At 43.7% G+C, this 16,062-nt stretch carries 11 protein-coding genes; all 11 read left to right on the top strand.

Translation table 11 applies throughout. From position 1 onward, the window contains the following. The 11 genes from DW650_RS12720 (at position 1) to DW650_RS12670 (ending at position 16,041) form a co-directional block, all read left to right on the top strand. Complete coding sequence (locus tag DW650_RS12720) at positions 1–2,196, top strand: glycoside hydrolase family 3 protein (protein ID WP_117921183.1); 2,196 nt, start codon at positions 1–3, stop codon at positions 2,194–2,196. A 31-nt stretch (positions 2,197–2,227) separates the two neighbouring features. After that, positions 2,228–4,069: a glycoside hydrolase family 20 zincin-like fold domain-containing protein gene (locus DW650_RS12715; RefSeq protein WP_118210120.1), complete on the top strand. Its 1,842-nt coding sequence runs from the start codon at positions 2,228–2,230 to the stop codon at positions 4,067–4,069. 209 nt (positions 4,070–4,278) lie between these two features. After that, positions 4,279–4,827, top strand: coding sequence for a stage V sporulation protein T (gene spoVT / locus DW650_RS12710; RefSeq protein WP_118210119.1), 549 nt, complete (start codon positions 4,279–4,281; stop codon positions 4,825–4,827). Positions 4,828–4,960: 133 nt separating this feature from the next. After that, on the top strand, positions 4,961–6,019 hold the full coding sequence (locus DW650_RS12705; RefSeq protein ID WP_148399334.1) for a metallophosphoesterase family protein: 1,059 nt from the start codon (positions 4,961–4,963) through the stop codon (positions 6,017–6,019). Continuing rightward, positions 6,010–7,689 carry an ATP-binding protein gene (locus DW650_RS12700; protein ID WP_118210118.1) on the top strand — a complete coding sequence of 560 codons (1,680 nt, stop codon included), beginning with the start codon at positions 6,010–6,012 and terminating at the stop codon, positions 7,687–7,689. Before DW650_RS12705 ends, DW650_RS12700 begins: the two co-directional genes overlap by 10 nt. 13 nt (positions 7,690–7,702) lie before the next feature. After that, positions 7,703–10,024 (top strand): transglycosylase domain-containing protein, encoded by a 2,322-nt coding sequence (locus DW650_RS12695; RefSeq protein ID WP_118210117.1) that lies wholly within the window; start codon positions 7,703–7,705, stop codon positions 10,022–10,024. 226 nt (positions 10,025–10,250) lie between these two features. Then, positions 10,251–11,630: an ABC transporter substrate-binding protein gene (locus tag DW650_RS12690; protein WP_117921189.1), complete on the top strand. Its 1,380-nt coding sequence runs from the start codon at positions 10,251–10,253 to the stop codon at positions 11,628–11,630. A 75-nt stretch (positions 11,631–11,705) separates the two neighbouring features. Beyond that, positions 11,706–12,581: a carbohydrate ABC transporter permease gene (locus DW650_RS12685; protein WP_117921190.1), complete on the top strand. Its 876-nt coding sequence runs from the start codon at positions 11,706–11,708 to the stop codon at positions 12,579–12,581. A 10-nt stretch (positions 12,582–12,591) separates the two neighbouring features. After that, entirely contained in the window at positions 12,592–13,425 is an 834-nt protein-coding gene (locus DW650_RS12680; RefSeq protein ID WP_330414646.1) for a carbohydrate ABC transporter permease, read from the top strand. 47 nt (positions 13,426–13,472) lie between these two features. Continuing rightward, positions 13,473–15,239, top strand: a complete 1,767-nt coding sequence (locus DW650_RS12675; protein WP_118210116.1) for a sensor histidine kinase — start codon at positions 13,473–13,475, stop codon at positions 15,237–15,239. A 40-nt stretch (positions 15,240–15,279) separates the two neighbouring features. Continuing rightward, on the top strand, positions 15,280–16,041 hold the full coding sequence (locus DW650_RS12670; protein WP_117921193.1) for a response regulator transcription factor: 762 nt from the start codon (positions 15,280–15,282) through the stop codon (positions 16,039–16,041). Positions 16,042–16,062 lie beyond the last annotated feature (21 nt).

Below are 16,062 nucleotides of genomic sequence, written 5' to 3'. Positions count from 1 at the left end.
ATGGAGAGAGATAGCAGAAAGCGGGCAGAGGCGCTGCTTGCGCAGATGACCGCAACAGAAAAAGTGGGACAGTTAAACCAGCATTTATATGGTTTTCGGATCTACCATGTAGAAGATGGAAAAATTATTTTTACGCAGGAATTAAAGGATGAAGTAAAAAAGTGGGGCGGGATCGGCACGATCTATGGTCTTTACCGTGCAGATCCATGGTCGGAAAAAAATTATGAGACAGGGCTTGCCGGGGGACTTTCCATGCAGGCATATAATCAGTTACAGAAATATGTGATCGAACACAGCCGCCTTGGAATTCCATTTTTACTGAGCAGTGAATGTCCACATGGACATCAGGCGTTAGACGGATATCTGCTCCCGGTCAATCTGGCAGTAGGTGCATCGTTTGACCCGGCATTGTATGAGCGGGCAGGGCAGGTGTGCGGCAGGCAGTTAAAGCAGATGGGCGTGGATTTTGCACTGGTTTCGGCACTGGATATTTTAAGAGACCCAAGATGGGGGCGCAGTGAGGAGTGTTATGGGGAGGATCCATATTTATCGGCAGAGCTCGCGCGGGCGATCGTAACAGGAATCCAGAAAGAGGGCGTTGCAGTGGTTGCAAAACACTTTTGTGCACAGGGGGAGACGACCGGAGGGGTCAATGCCAGCGCAGCGAGGATCGGAGAGAGGGAACTGTGGGAGATCCATTTACAGGCGGCGAAGGCATGTTGTGAGGCGGGCGTAAAAGGCATTATGGCTGCATACAACGAGATCGATGGAAAATTCTGCCATGCCAACAGACATCTGCTGCAGGATATTCTGCGGGAACAATTGGGGTTTGACGGGGTCGTGATGGCGGATGGCATCGCCATCGACCAGTTAGACATTATGACGGGGGATAATATCAGGTCGGCAGCACTTGCACTGAAAGCAGGTGTGGATATCAGTCTGTGGGATGAAGGTTATACAAAGTTAGAGGAGGCGTTAAAACAGGGATTTATCACGGAAAAGGAACTCGATCAGGCGGTCCTTCGAGTGCTCACTTTGAAATTTGAGCAGGGACTGATGGATAAACCTTATATTGATGAAAACGGGAACCGTACCGCCTCTTACAGCGAAAATGGTGCTGTTTCATTTCCGACAGAGGCATATCAGGAGTCGGAAAAACTGGCGCGCGAGTCGGTAGTGTTGTTGAAGAATGAAAATGTACTGCCGATTGGGAGAGCAGAAAAAATAGCTCTGATCGGTCCAAATGCGGATGATATTTACCGGCAGATCGGTGATTATTCACCTCCAATGGACAGGGCAGGATATGAGACGTTAAAGAGCGGCATGGAAAAAGAATTTGGTGCAGACCGGGTTCGCTGTTATAATGGACATGAGGTCGGGACGGCTGTTTCTCTTGCGGAAAATGCGGATATTATCGTGCTGGCATTAGGCGGATCATCGAGTCGTTTTAAAGGGGCGCTGTTCGATGAAAACGGTGCGGCAAAAGTACAGGGAGTACTTGAGATGGACTGTGGGGAGGGCATGGATACCGCCAGATTACAGCTCCCCGGGAACCAGAACGAACTGTTTACGGCTGTCTGTGCGCTGAAAAAACCGGTGATCTCCGTAGTCATTGCCGGGCGGCCTTATGCAATCCCTGAAATTGCGCAGGATTCAGATGCACTGTTATATGCTTTTTATCCGGGACCGATGGGAGGAAAAGCAATCGCGGAGTTGTTGTCTGGAAAATATGCACCGTCCGGCAGACTGCCGGTGTCCCTTCCGCGAAACTGCGGACAGCTTCCGGTGTACTATAACCATACGGTGTCCTATCCGGCAATGCACTATTGTGATATGGAACAGGGAGTTTTGTATACATTTGGGGAAGGAATGGGATATTCCCACATGGAGTATGTGGATATCTGTCTTAAAAAGCAGCAGGATGTGTGGATTATTTCAGGAATTGTAAAGAATAAAGGAAATATAGATGATACGGCAGTGCTGCAATGCTACCGGAAAGTGTTGTCCGGTGAGCTTGTGCCAAGAGAGCGGGAACTGGTTGCATTTTCCAGAATAAAAGTGGAAAAAGGAAGTCAGAAGGCATTTGAAATCGTTATGGATGCGGATAAATTCCGGTATTTTAATGAGAGTGGTGCAAAGATTTATAAGAGTAAAATACTTTTAATGGATAGTGGAAAAATAATTTTTGAAGAATAGGAAGAAATTCTGACAGCAGGAGGAGAAAATTATGTATTTATTACCAAAGCCAAAAACAATCAAAGAACAGGACGGACAGATGCTGCTTTGCCACAGCACACATATTGTGATGACAAAAGAGGTGGCAGAGACAGAGATGCATGCAGCAAAAAGACTGCAGGAGGCGATCAGGCAGGAAACGGGGCTTATCCTGCCGTTTTCCGTAGGGGAAGTAAGGGAGGGGGATCTCTCTCTTGGGATCGCAAAAACATTACCAGAGCAGACATATGAGATCACGATCGACGAAAAAGGCGGACAGATTTCAGGCGGCGACGGGGCTGGCGTGCTTTATGGTGTGGAGACCTTCTGCCAGATCGTACAGCAGTGTGGCGGGATACTGCCCTGTGTACAGATTCAGGATGCCCCGGATATGCCAAACCGTGGTTATTATTTTGACCAGACAAGGGGACGTGTGTTAAAACTGGAAGAACTCAAAAAAATTGCAGACAGGATGTGCCGCTATAAATTAAACCAGCTTCAGCTTTATGTGGAACATACCTATCTGTTCCGTGACTTTTCGGAAATGTGGAGGGATCAGACTCCGCTTACGGCAGAGGAGATCCGCGAACTTGACAGTTATTGCCGGGAACGTCATATTGAACTGGTTCCGTCGCTGGCAAGTTTTGGACATCTGTGCACACTGCTCTCCACAAAAACATATGGGGATCTCTGCGAGATGGAGGATTCCTGGAAGGAGCCGTTTTCCTTCTGGAACCGGATGCGGTATCATACGATCAATGTCTCCGATGAGCGTTCCCTTCCTCTGATCAAAAAGATGATCGCAGAATATATGCAGTTGTTTTCTTCCAACAAATTTAATATCTGTGCGGATGAGACATTCTGCCTTGGCAAATATAAATCGAAAAAACTTACCGAAGAGCGTGGCGTCCATCGGCTTTATATTGACTATGTCAAAGAGCTTGCACAATTTCTGGTGGAAAATGGAAAAATCCCAATGTTCTGGGGCGATATCATCTGGAATTCGCCGGAACTGATGAAGGAACTGCCGGAGAGCATGATCTGCCTGAACTGGGGATACGCACCGGAACAGAGGGAAGATGAGACGAGGGCGATCGCACAGACGGGTGCAGTGCAGTATCTGTGTCCGGGTGTATGCGGCTGGAACCAGTGGGCAAACTTAATAGAAAATTCTTATAAAAATATTACAAGAATGTGCGGTTATGCGGCAAAATATCATGGCATCGGTGTGTTGAACACAGACTGGGGAGATTTTGGACACGTTAATGATCCGGCATTTTCTGTTCCGGGGATGATCTACGGTGCTGTATTTTCCTGGAATGGGGAGAAGATACCATTTGCAGAGTTAAACCGTATGATCTCCCGGATCGAGTACGGGGATATCACCGGAAATTATGTTTCCCATCTGGCAGAAATCTGCGGGCAGTCGGTATTTCAGTGGAGAGAAGCTGTTATGTATTATGAGAACCGGTGTTTAAAGCATGAACTCGAAGAGGGCGAAGATCTGTTCCGCGGTGTGGATCAGGCGGGCGTAGATGCTGCAGCAGATGCCCTGCGTGATTTATATAAAAAACTTTTGGAGAGCACGCGGGCGATGCCGGAAACGAAAAAACAGATGCAGCTTTTATCCGTGACATTGCAGGGGATCGGTATTTGGAATGCCGTAGGACTCCTGACAGAAAGCAGGGAAAAAACGGGAAGTTTTGATATGCAGAAAGGTCTGGAACTGGCAGAAAAGTTAGAATGCTGGTTTATGGCTTATAAAGAAAACTGGAGAGCCACCAGCAAAGAAGGCGATCTGCATCATATTGCAGAGATCGTGTTCTGGTATGCAGACTGGATGCGCAGAAAATGATAAAAAAGTATAAATTCTATCAGGTGATAACTGATTAATCATCAGGACTTTTCACGGGAAATTTATGATATAGCATATTGTCTGCTGCCGGAATCATAAGCAAATGAGAGGATACAAGAATAAATCTCAATATTTTCCACATACTAACTCCAAAGCTGATATATAAGAAAGAGCTGCTTTATCAAAATATAGCATTGGAGGATAACAACGTGAAAGCAACAGGAATTGTTCGCCGTATAGATGACTTAGGACGCATTGTGGTACCAAAAGAGATCAGAAGGACATTAAGAATCCGTGAGGGAGATCCGCTGGAGATATTTACAGACCGCGAGGGAGAGATCATCCTGAAAAAATATTCGCCGATCGGTGAACTTGGACAATTTGCCGGGGAATATGCAGAGAGTCTGGCACAGACGACGGGATATCTTGTCCTTGTGACAGACTGCGACCATGTGATCGCAGTATCGGGAAGCGGCAAAAAGGAATTTGAAGGAAAACCGATCAGTAAACAGCTAGAGGAAGCCATCAGTGAGAGAAAGAACTATCAGGCATCCGCAGGGGATGCAGGATTTATGAAAGTGACGCTGGATGATGCCGGGGAATATACGGAGCAGGCATTAAGCACGATCATCTGTGAGGGAGATGCGATCGGTGCAGTGGTCATCTGTAATAAGGATGAAAAAAAGAAAATGAGTGATACCGAAGGAAAACTGGCTGCTGCGGCAGCATCATTTTTGGGAAGACAGATGGAACAGTAAAAAAGAAGATCAAAGATAAGAAGAGGCGGCGGGGTTTCTAATAAGAAAATTCCGCTGCTTCTTTTCACTATTGGAAAAACAGAAAAAATCATATACAATAGACACTGTAAATGAGACAGAAATGGAGCAGCTTATGAAATTCATACATGTTTCGGATGTACATCTTGGGATAAAACCGGATGTGGGAAAACCGTGGAGTGAAAAAAGAGCGCAGGATATCTGGGATTCGTTTGCAGAAGTGATCGATGCAGCAGTGGAGCTAAAGCCGGATTTTTTGCTGATATCAGGGGATTTATTCCATGCGCAGCCTTTGAAAAGAGAGCTTAGGGAAGTTAATTATCTTTTTAGCAGGATACCACAGACGAAAATCATTCTGATGGCGGGCAATCACGATTATCTTCGAACGAAATCCTATTATCTGACAATGGAATGGGAGGAAAATGTTTATTTTTTCCGTCAGGAAGAACCCGGTCATTTTGATTTTGATGAGGAAAATGTCAGCATTTATGGATTAAGTTACTGGCATAGAGAGATTGGGGATGCTATTTATGATTCGGTCATCCCGGAGGATAGATCAAGGATCAATCTCCTTTTAGTACATGGCGGAGACAAACAGCATATCCCATACAATCCCAAACTTATCTTGGAAAATGGGTTTGATTATATTGCTGCCGGGCATATCCATAAGGGAGAACAGCAGATTCCGGGGAGGGCAGTGATGGCGGGAAGTCTGGAGCCGACGGATAAAAATGATGTCGGGCCGCATGGATACTGGCTGGGGACGATCGACAAAGAGCATACGGATATTCATTTTCATCCGGTGAAAAAGTGTGAATACTGTCATGAAATTTATCCGGTTACGGCAAAAACAACGGATCTTGAACTTGGGGATTGGGTGAGAAACCTGCTGGAGGAAAGACCCGGATATCAGTATTTTCGTTTATTTCTGCGGGGAAAAATTTTGCCGGATATAGAATTTGATACAGAAAAACTTGAAACGTTTGACCGGGTTGTTGATGTGACAGAGCAGCTTTTGCCGGATTATGATTATGATAAATTAAAAGAAAACTATAAAGGTACCCTTTTGGGGAATTACATAAAAGAAATGGAAAAAAGACCACAGGATGTGGTCACAAAAAAAGCGTTGGAATATGGAGTCAATGCATTATTGGGATATAAGATATGCAGATAAAAGAAGCGATCATTGGTCAGTTTGGAAAATTGCAGAACAGGCAGATCTCATTTGAACCAGGGATCAATGTGATCTATGGAGAAAATGAGGCGGGAAAAACGACACTGCATGATTTTTTGCTTGCAATGTTTTTTGGAATGGAAAAAGGGCGTGGAAGAAATACATTAAACAGCATTTATAAAAAGCACGAACCCTGGCATGCCCCTTCGTACTATAGTGGTGCCCTGCGATTTCTTGTGGATGAAAAACCATTTTATTTAGAGCGTAATTTTTATTATAAGGATAAAAAAGATATTTTGAAAAATGAGGCAGATGGAGAAGAACTGTCGGTAGTTTACGGGGATCTGTCAATGCTGCTTGGTGGAATAGATAAGGAAACGTTTGGAAACACTTATGATATACCGCAGACAGGTGCAGTGACAGGAAAGGAACTGGCAGATATTTTGTCTGAGTATCTATCGAATGCTGCTGAGGGCGGTGGTGCCAATATTCAGGTTCAGAAGGCTAAAGCAGCACTTACAGCGCGGAAAAAAGAACTGGCGCAGAAAGTAAGAATAATTCATGAACAGAAAAATGAGGATATCAGGCAGCTCATTGTGGAAAAAGATCTTTTAGAACGGGATGCACGTGGATTACATGCCAATATTGCGGATGCAGAGAGAGAGATCAATCAGTTGAAACGTGTGCGCGTAGAAGAAATTGGTGAAAAGCGAAAGAGATTATCTGAGCAGAAAAGGCAGCAGGCAGACCGCAGAGAGAGACAGGAAAATGCACCGCACAAAAGAGAAATTGATGGGGCAATGCAACCGGAAAAAGAGCATCCGGACCGTATGGCAGGGATCGGAATCTGTGCTTCGGCACTGCTTGTCAATATAGCAGTACATTATGTTACTTCATATCCGTCTCGTCTTTTTTTTATTTTGCAGGCAGTCTTTTTTGCAGGTATGATTCTTTGCGGACTTTATGTGGGAATCCGTTATGCGGTGGAACAGGCAAAAAAAGAGGCATATATGTCAGCACAAAAGAGCGATATAGAGGGTGTGACGCAGGAAACATATGCAGATGCCGGGCTAAGGCAGGCAGAGCGTATGCTCCTCAGTCTCAAAGAGTCTTTGTCTGAAAAAGAGACAAGACGTTATAATATCATGCAGGATATGGAAGAGACGAAGCAGCCGGGAGAGCAGGAACGGGAGTTGTTAGAAGATATCCGCGCATTAGAACTTGCAGCGGCAGAAATTGACCGCCTTTCAAGCGAATACTATGAGGAAAGCCTCGATGAACTTGGCAGTGCCGTCTCAAAATGGATGTCACAGCTTACAGCGGGAAAATATGATCATGCCATTGTAAAAGAAGATGGAAAACTTTTTATTTTAGCAGATGGAAAAGAAGTCATGCCGGAGGCGTTAAGCCATGGAACGTTAGAACAGATTTATCTGGCATTTCGTCTTGCTGTCGGAGAAATCGTGACAAAAGAGGAGCCTATGCCTGTCATTTTTGATGAAGCATTTGGAATGTATGACGAGAAACGTCTGATGCAGACACTTTGTGCACTTGATGGGATTGTCAGGAGAGAGCAGGGGAGACAGATTTTGATTTTTACCTGTCAGAAACGTGAGATGGAATTAATGGAACGGGCAGGGATTACATATCATAAAATTGTTTTGAAATAGAGGTGATGCAGTTATGACAGCCAGAAAAAGGAAAAAGAAGAAATACCGTATGTTCTGGTTTTTGGCAAAGATGCAGCTTGTTCTGCTTTTTGCAGTGATCGCGGGAGCATGCTGGTATTATTTTGGCGGTTACGCAGAAGAAGTAAAGGACTTAAAGACGCAGGCGGTGGAATTGGTGCGTTATTCCAATAAAGAAACATTTAAAGCTAACCAGACCAGTATTGTTTATGCTTCCGATGAAAGCGTGATCTCTACACTAAAAGGTGGAAAAGATTCTTATTATCTTTCGATCACAGATATTCCAAGTAATGTGATATGTGCAATTGTCAGCATAGAGGATAAAAAATTTTTCCGGCATAATGGAATTGATTACCGGGCGCTTGTACGTGCGGTAAAGGCGATGATCGAAAATGGAGAGGCGACGCAGGGCGGCAGTACGATCACAATGCAGCTTGCAAGAAATATTTTCTTAAGCCAGGAAAAAACATGGCAGAGAAAAGTTGAGGAAATGTATATTGCAAGAGAACTTGAAAAGAAATATACAAAGGACGAAATTCTCGAATTTTATCTTAATAATATTTACTTTGGAAACGGATATTATGGGATTCAGTCAGCAAGCCGCGGGTATTTTAACCGGGATGTGCAGGATCTTGATCTGTCAGAGCAGGTATTTTTATGTGCTATTCCCAATAATCCGACGCTTTATGATCCTGTTACGAATATCACAAACACCTACAAAAGAAGAAACCGTATTTTAAAAAATATGCTTGATGATGGAAAAATATCCCAGACTTCATATGATAAGGCGTTAGGTCAGGTAATCGCATTAGACCGCCCGGAGGCACTGGCAAAAAATGATTATGTAGAGACTTACACTTATTACTGTGCAGCAAGAGCACTAATGGAAAATGAAGATTTCCATTTTCAATATCAGTTTTCTTCGGAAGATGAAAAAGCAAAATATGATGAAGTATATGAGACGCTTTATAATGAATGCCAGAAAAAATTGTATACTGCCGGATACCGGATCTACACATCATTTGACCTGAATTTACAGCAGGAACTGCAGGATTCTGTAAATGATGCGCTTGCTGGTTTTACGGAGGTCAATGATGAGGGTGTATATGCGTTGCAGTCTGCAGCGGTCTGCATTGACAATGACAATGGTTATGTCAGGGCGATCGTGGGTGGAAGAAGCCAGGATTTTTCCGGGTATACGTTAAATCGTGCATTTCAGAGTTACAGACAGCCGGGGAGTGCCATTAAGCCGCTCACGGTCTATACACCTTCTTTTGAACGCGGTTATACGCCGGATTCGGTAGTTAAAGATGAGCCGATCGAGGACGGTCCAAGAAATGCAAACGGATCTTATTTAGGACAGATCACAGTACGGACTGCAGTGGAAAAGTCTGTCAATACGATCGCATGGAAATTATATGAGGAGCTGACACCGGAAGTAGGTCTTTCTTATCTTGAAAACATGAATTTTGCAAAACTTGATGCCAATGATTACAGACCGGCAACGGCGCTTGGCGGTTTTACAAATGGTGTGTCTGCGCTAGAGATGGCATCCGGTTACGCAGCGATTGAAAATGATGGAAATTACCGGACACCGACCTGTATCGTTAAGATATTAGACGCGGATGGCAATGAAGTTTATGCATCTGAACAGACGGAGGAGGCTGTGTATAAACAGAACGCAGCGCGCATGATGACAGATGTTTTAAAAGGTGTTATCACAAGCGGAACGGCACATGGACTCGGACTTGGCAGTATGCCATCAGCTGGAAAAACAGGTACATCCAACGATCAGAAAGATGGATGGTTCGTAGGCTATACGAGATATTATACAACCAGCGTGTGGGTGGGGTATGATATGCCCAAAAAACTTGACAAACTCATGGGATCAACTTATCCGGGTACGATCTGGCAGAAGTTTATGTTAAAGGCGCATGAAGGGCTTTCTCCGATGGAGTTTCTGCCATATGCGCAGGTGTCGGATGAGGTTCATGTATTCCGTCAGGAAGATACGGAAGAAAATCCGGATCAGAACGTGGATGAAAATGCCGGGCAGGAGCAGCAGGCGGATGACCAGCAGCCACAAGACCAACAGCCACAGGAGCAGCAACCACAGGATCAACAGCAGCAACAGGAACAGCAGCAACAACAAGACCAGCAGCAACAGGAGCAGCAACAGGAACAACAGCAACAACAAGACCAGCAGTCACAGGAACAGCAACCGCAGAATCAACAGCAGCAACAACAACAGCAGGAGCAACCAAATCAGCAGTCACAGGAACAGCGGCCACAGGAACAGCAGCAACAGAATCAGTAGCAGACAGATATAACAGTCCTGACAGAATATTGTGAGGTCAGAAATACCCCTTGGAATTGGCAGGTATCCGGAAGCCTGGATACGTATCAAAGATCCATAAGGGGTATTTTTTTGTAAATGCTAAAAATAGTGCACCATTTTAAAAATCAGGTATCTGTTTTATACCCTATGCGGATGGTAACATAAAAGCATCTTAAGAAACGAACCAAATGGGAGGGTTTTAATCATGAAGAAAAAAATTGTTACATCAATTCTTGCAGCAGCAATGTTAGTTTCCATGGCAGCCGGATGTGGAAACAACACAGCAGACACCAGTACAGGTACAGATAATTCCGCAGGAACAAAGACAGAGAGTCAGGCAGCGGGAACGGAAAACAAATCAGATGCAGCAGATACAGCCGATTCCGGAGAAGCAGTTACTTTAAGATTATTCTCCAATCTGCCGGATCGAAAGAACGGACAGGGACTTGTAGAGCAGACGATCATTGATGAGTACATGGCTGAAAATCCAAATGTAACGATTGAGGTTGAGGCACTTGATGAAGAGTCTTACAAGACAAAATTTAAAGCATATGCGATGAACGGCATGCCGGACGTTGTAAGCATCTGGGGACAGCCATCTTTCTTAGATGAAGTCCTTGATTCCGGTGTTCTTGCTGAGTTAAATGAGAGTGACTATTCTGATTATGGATTTGTATCCGGTTCACTGGATGGATTTAAGAAGGACGGAAAATTATACGGACTTCCAAGAAATACAGACATCATGGTTTTCTATTACAACCAGAAAATGTTTGAGGACAATGGCTGGGAAGTACCGACCACTTATGATGAACTGCTTGACCTTGGTAATAAGATCAATGCAGCAGGAATCGTTCCGGTAGCAATGGATGGTGGTGACGGCTGGGTACTTGCATGTTACATGCAGGATCTGATGGTACGTTTAGAGCAGACACCGGCAGCAAAAGTTTCCGATGCGATCGCAAATGCAAACTTCCAGGATGAACTGTTCACCAATGCAGCACAGTTATTGCAGGATACTGCAGCTTCCGGATTATTCCAGACAGGATTTGATTCCCAGGATTATGGTACGGCACAGAACCTGTTTACAAACGGTCAGGCAGCAATGTTTTACATGGGAAGCTGGGAAACATCTATGGCATTAAATGAGGATATTCCAGAGGATGTCCGTGAAAATATCAGAGCATTTGTAATGCCATCCGTAGACGGTGGAAAAGGAACACAGACAGACTTAGCAGCATGGAACGGCGGTGGATATGCAATTTCTTCTGAATCAGAGCAGAAAGAAGAGGCTGTTAAATTCTTAAATTATATGTATCAGCCGGATAAATTATCCAAATACGGCTGGGAAGATGGTGTCGGACTTTCAGCACAGGATCAGAGTGCTTATTTAACAGGCAGCGAGACAGAACTTCAGCTTCAGATCATGGATCTGTTAAAGAACGCAACCAATATTTCCGGAACACCGATCAACGACTGTGGTTCCTCCACATTTAAGACAATGATCGAGACAGATATCCAGAGCCTGTCAAACGGAACACAAAGCGTCAGCGATTTTCTTGCAACATTGGAAAAAGCTTGTGAATAATCAATGAAAAAGGGGCTGCTGCAATGTGAGCTGAAAGTGGTAACTGCAGCAGCCTTTTTATAAAAAGGAGCCAATATGAAAAATTTGTACAGTAATAAAATGGTGATTTTCAGTCTGATCCTGCCGGGTATCCTTGTATTTTTATTCGCAATTTTAGCACCGATCTGTTTAAGTGTTTATTATGGTTTTACGGATTATTCCGGTATGGGGACAGCAAAATTCATTGGGATGAAAAATTACATAGACCTGATGCACGACAAATCATTTGGCAGGTCATTACTTAACTCATTGCTGCTTGCAATCGGATTTATCTGCATCCAGCACCCGATCGCAATCGTGGTAGCAGCAGTACTTGATAAACTGCAGGGAAAAGCAGAAGGATTTTTCCGCTGCGTATATTTTATACCGAACGTTATTTCCGTGGCAGTCATTGCCTATCTTTGGAAATTTATATACAATCCGGATTTCGGACTGCTCAACAATATTTTAAAAATTTTTGGCTATCAGGGAAAAGTCAATTGGTTTTCTCAGGAAAACGCGATATGGTCAGTGCTGATCGTACTGATCTGGCATGGATTTGGATGGGGCATGCTCATTTATTACACTGGAATTAAAAATATCGATCCGGTGCTCTACGAGGCAGCATCCATCGATGGTGCAGACTGGAAAACAACATTTTTCAAGATCACACTGCCGCTCATGAAACCGGTCATCCAGATCAATGTGACAATGGCGATCATTTCCGCATTAAAACAGATGGAGACGGTTTATCTATTGACAAACGGCGGACCTGGCGATTCTACGCAGTTTGCAGCTAACTATCTGTATCAGCAGGCATTTAAGTCATTCCGGTATGGATATGGTAATGCCATCGGTGTTGTATTCATCATCATATGTATTCTTGTAACTGTTGGGCTTAATACGATTTTCCGTGACAAGAATACGGATTAGGAGGTGCATGATGAAAGTTAGTCAGAAAATAGGCAAGGTACTGCTCTGGGCCATTTTAATATTTGTGGCAGTCATTCAGATATTCCCTTTGATATGGCTTTTGGATTTTTCACTTGCGAGCAGTACGGAGATGTTTACGAACGGTCTTTTGATCATTCCGGAAAAAATACAGTGGGGAAATTATGTAACAGCATTTGTAGACGGACATTTCCTGCTCTACTTAAAAAACAGTATTGTGATCAACACTCTTGCAGTATTGCTGGTAATCATCATTTCCATTATGGCTGCATATGCGATCCGCAGAATGCGCTGGAAACTGAGCGGATTTGTAAAAACACTTTTACTGCTCGGTATGATGATCCCGATCCATGCGACACTGCTTCCGAACTATAAGATTTATAACGCAGTCGGACTTACCGATACGATCTGGGCGCTTCTGATCCCATATGTGGCTTTTTCGCTGCCGCAGGGACTGTTCTTAATGACCGGGTTTATTGATTCAATCCCGTGGGAGTTAGAGGAAGCAGCAGTCATGGATGGCTGCAGCATTTACCGTATCGTGTTCCAGATCATTACGCCGATGTTAAAACCATCGATCGCAACCGTTGCGATCATGACGTTTTTAAATAACTGGAATGAATTTATCATGGCAAGTACTTATTTAAGCAAACCTACATGGAAGACACTTCCGTTCTCCGTATTAGAGTTTACCGGACAGTATTCTTCAAATTATGCGGTACAGTTTGCAGTAATGGCACTTACCGCGGCACCGGCAGTTATTGTTTACATTATTTTAAATAAACACATCACAAAAGGTGTTGCAATGGGAGCTGTAAAAGGCTGATATGCAGACGCAAATGAAGATTATCATGTGGAAGGAATGAGTGTGATATGAGACAGAAAATTCGAAATATGAATATCCGGAAAAAACTGGTATTTTACAGTTACCTCATTATCACACCCATCCTCCTTCTGATCAGCAGTATCATGTTTGTCAGAAATTACAGAAAAAATGTAAAAGAGGAACAGGAGCAGTACCTAAAAAGTGTCGAAAATCTTTCCGAAGGGATTGACACTATGTTAAATGGTCTGTCAGAACTCGGAACATATATCTGTATCAATCAGGATATTCTGGATATTCTCGCAGAACAGGATTCCGGGAAATTAAACATGGATTCCCAGTTATGGGTCCATGAGGCACCGATGCGTACCATTGAGGATATGATCGCATTGAGCGGACAGATCAAGACACTGGCAATTTATCCGGAAAACGGAGTCAGACCATATCTGCGTTGTATGGATGCAACGGCATATCTTGATGATATTGGAACAGTACGGTTACAGGATACCTATCAGACGGCACTAAAAAAACGCGGAAAAATGTTTTTCCGGTCTGTCGGAAAAGGAAGCAGCGATACTTATCAGGCAAACCGTACTGAAAAAATCGTCATGTACCGGGAAATCTATAACCTTTCAAAAACAAAACCGTTAGGTTATCTGGTGGTCGGTGCAGATAAACAAAAATATACGCAGTTATGCGAAAATTCCCTGCCGATCAAGTCGGCAGGGCTTGTTGTAGTCAATGAAGAAGGAGTGGAACTGTTGCGGGCCGGAAATATTGATGAAGATGCTCTGCGTGATGTCATGGAAGAAAAATGTACGCCTGAAAATGTGGAAGATCATTTTATTTATACGTATAAAAGTAAAGAAACCGGAACAACCGTCTATGAGATGATCCATAAAGATGATGTGAGAAGTCAGATTTGGGATATTGCAGCAGGGCCGCTCGCACTGCTTGCCGGTTTCTTTTTAGGGCTGTATCCGATCCTTGCCCTGGTTTCTGATATTGTATCAAAACCATTAAAGAAACTCTGCAAAGCAATGGAGTCCTTTGAGCAGGGGGATTTCTCACAGAAAGTGGAAGTGATGACCGGAGACGAAGTCGGAGAGGCGGCAGCCTGCTTTAACCAGATGGTTGAAGCAATCCATGAGCTGATCAATACCAATTATGTTATGGCATTAAAAGAAAAGGAAAGTGAATTAAATGCCCTGCAGGCACAGATCAATCCGCATTTTCTTTATAATACTTTAGATTCGCTGTACTGGCAGGCAGTGAATGAAGGAGATGAAGGGATTGCGGATGACATTATAGCGTTGTCAAATCTGTTTCGTCTGGTGCTTGGTCAGGGAAGAGGAATCATCAGTGTTGAAAATGAAAAATCATTGGTCGAGCAGTATCTGCATCTTCAGAAAATGCGTTTTTCCGATAATCTGGAATACAAAGTTGGGATGTCAGATGAAATCCTGGAACGAAAAATACCAAAGCTGATCTTACAGCCGTTTGTGGAAAATGCAGTGGTACATGGATACGAAAAGACCGGAGAACGCTGTCTGGTCAGTGTGATGGGATGGCATGAGGACAACTGGCTTATATTTAAGATCAGTGACGACGGAACCGGTATGACAGAGACACAGTTAAAGGAAATCTGGGAAGTACCGGATGAAAAGCGCTATGCAGGCCAGAGGATCGGGCGTTATGCGATCCGCAATGTAAAAGAAAGATTGGATCTGATGTATCATTCAAATTTTGTATTGGAAATTGAGAGCAAACAGGGAAAAGGAACCTGTGTGACGATAAAGATTCCATGGAATATCTGATTCCACAGTGAGAAAAATACGAAAGAACGGAGGTTTTGTAATGGGAATTAAATTACTGATCGCAGATGATGAAGATGTTGTGAGAAATGGCATTACAAAATATATCCAGCTTCATACCGACCGCTATGAAAAAATTTATGGTGCAAAAAACGGACAGGAAGCACTGGACTTTATTTTTCGTTACCGACCGGACATTATGCTGCTTGATGTACAGATGCCAGTGATGAATGGCATAGAAGTCATGCAGGCGGCACACCGCGGGGGAATTTTGCCAAACACGATTATTTTAAGCGGTTATGATGAATTTCGTTATGCGCAGCAGGCGGTGCGGTTCGGGGCGCGTGAGTATATGTTAAAGCCGAGCCGTTCTTCTGATATTTTAAAAAAGATCAATGAACTGGCGGATGATGTATTTGGACCGGAAAATGAGGAACCGCCTGTGATCATCCAGAAAAACCAGCTGGTAGAACTGGCAAAAGAATATATGGATGAACATTATTTTGAAAACCTGTCGTTAAACGATATTGCAGGAAAAATCGGAATCAGTCCGGCATACCTTTCGAGCCTGTTTTCACAGCAGGCGGGTATCACGCTGATCGATTATCTGAATGAGGTGCGGATCGACCATGCCTGTGTCTATCTGGAACAGAATTTTTTCAAAACTTATGAGATCGCTTACAAGGTGGGATTCCGGGATGAAAAGTACTTTTCCAAGGTATTCCGCAAGGTCATGGAGATGTCTCCGTCGGAATATAAAAAGAGGAGTAAATATGGATACAAGAAACCCTTGATGAAGGCTTGACATACAAAATTGGAAACGTTA

The organism is Roseburia sp. AM23-20, assembly GCF_003470905.1.
GTDB lineage: Bacteria > Bacillota > Clostridia > Lachnospirales > Lachnospiraceae > Roseburia > Roseburia rectibacter.
This window is presented reverse-complemented; position numbering and strand designations above follow the sequence as displayed.

Coding starts and splice junctions, on each gene's coding strand:
- DW650_RS12705 (WP_148399334.1), top strand. CDS start 4,961: ATGAAATTCATACATGTTTCGGATGTACATCTTGGGATAAAACCGGAT.
- DW650_RS12680 (WP_330414646.1), top strand. CDS start 12,592: ATGAAAGTTAGTCAGAAAATAGGCAAGGTACTGCTCTGGGCCATTTTA.
- DW650_RS12720 (WP_117921183.1), top strand. CDS start 1: ATGGAGAGAGATAGCAGAAAGCGGGCAGAGGCGCTGCTTGCGCAGATG.
- DW650_RS12715 (WP_118210120.1), top strand. CDS start 2,228: ATGTATTTATTACCAAAGCCAAAAACAATCAAAGAACAGGACGGACAG.
- DW650_RS12675 (WP_118210116.1), top strand. CDS start 13,473: ATGAGACAGAAAATTCGAAATATGAATATCCGGAAAAAACTGGTATTT.
- DW650_RS12695 (WP_118210117.1), top strand. CDS start 7,703: ATGACAGCCAGAAAAAGGAAAAAGAAGAAATACCGTATGTTCTGGTTT.
- DW650_RS12685 (WP_117921190.1), top strand. CDS start 11,706: ATGAAAAATTTGTACAGTAATAAAATGGTGATTTTCAGTCTGATCCTG.
- DW650_RS12670 (WP_117921193.1), top strand. CDS start 15,280: ATGGGAATTAAATTACTGATCGCAGATGATGAAGATGTTGTGAGAAAT.
- DW650_RS12690 (WP_117921189.1), top strand. CDS start 10,251: ATGAAGAAAAAAATTGTTACATCAATTCTTGCAGCAGCAATGTTAGTT.
- DW650_RS12700 (WP_118210118.1), top strand. CDS start 6,010: ATGCAGATAAAAGAAGCGATCATTGGTCAGTTTGGAAAATTGCAGAAC.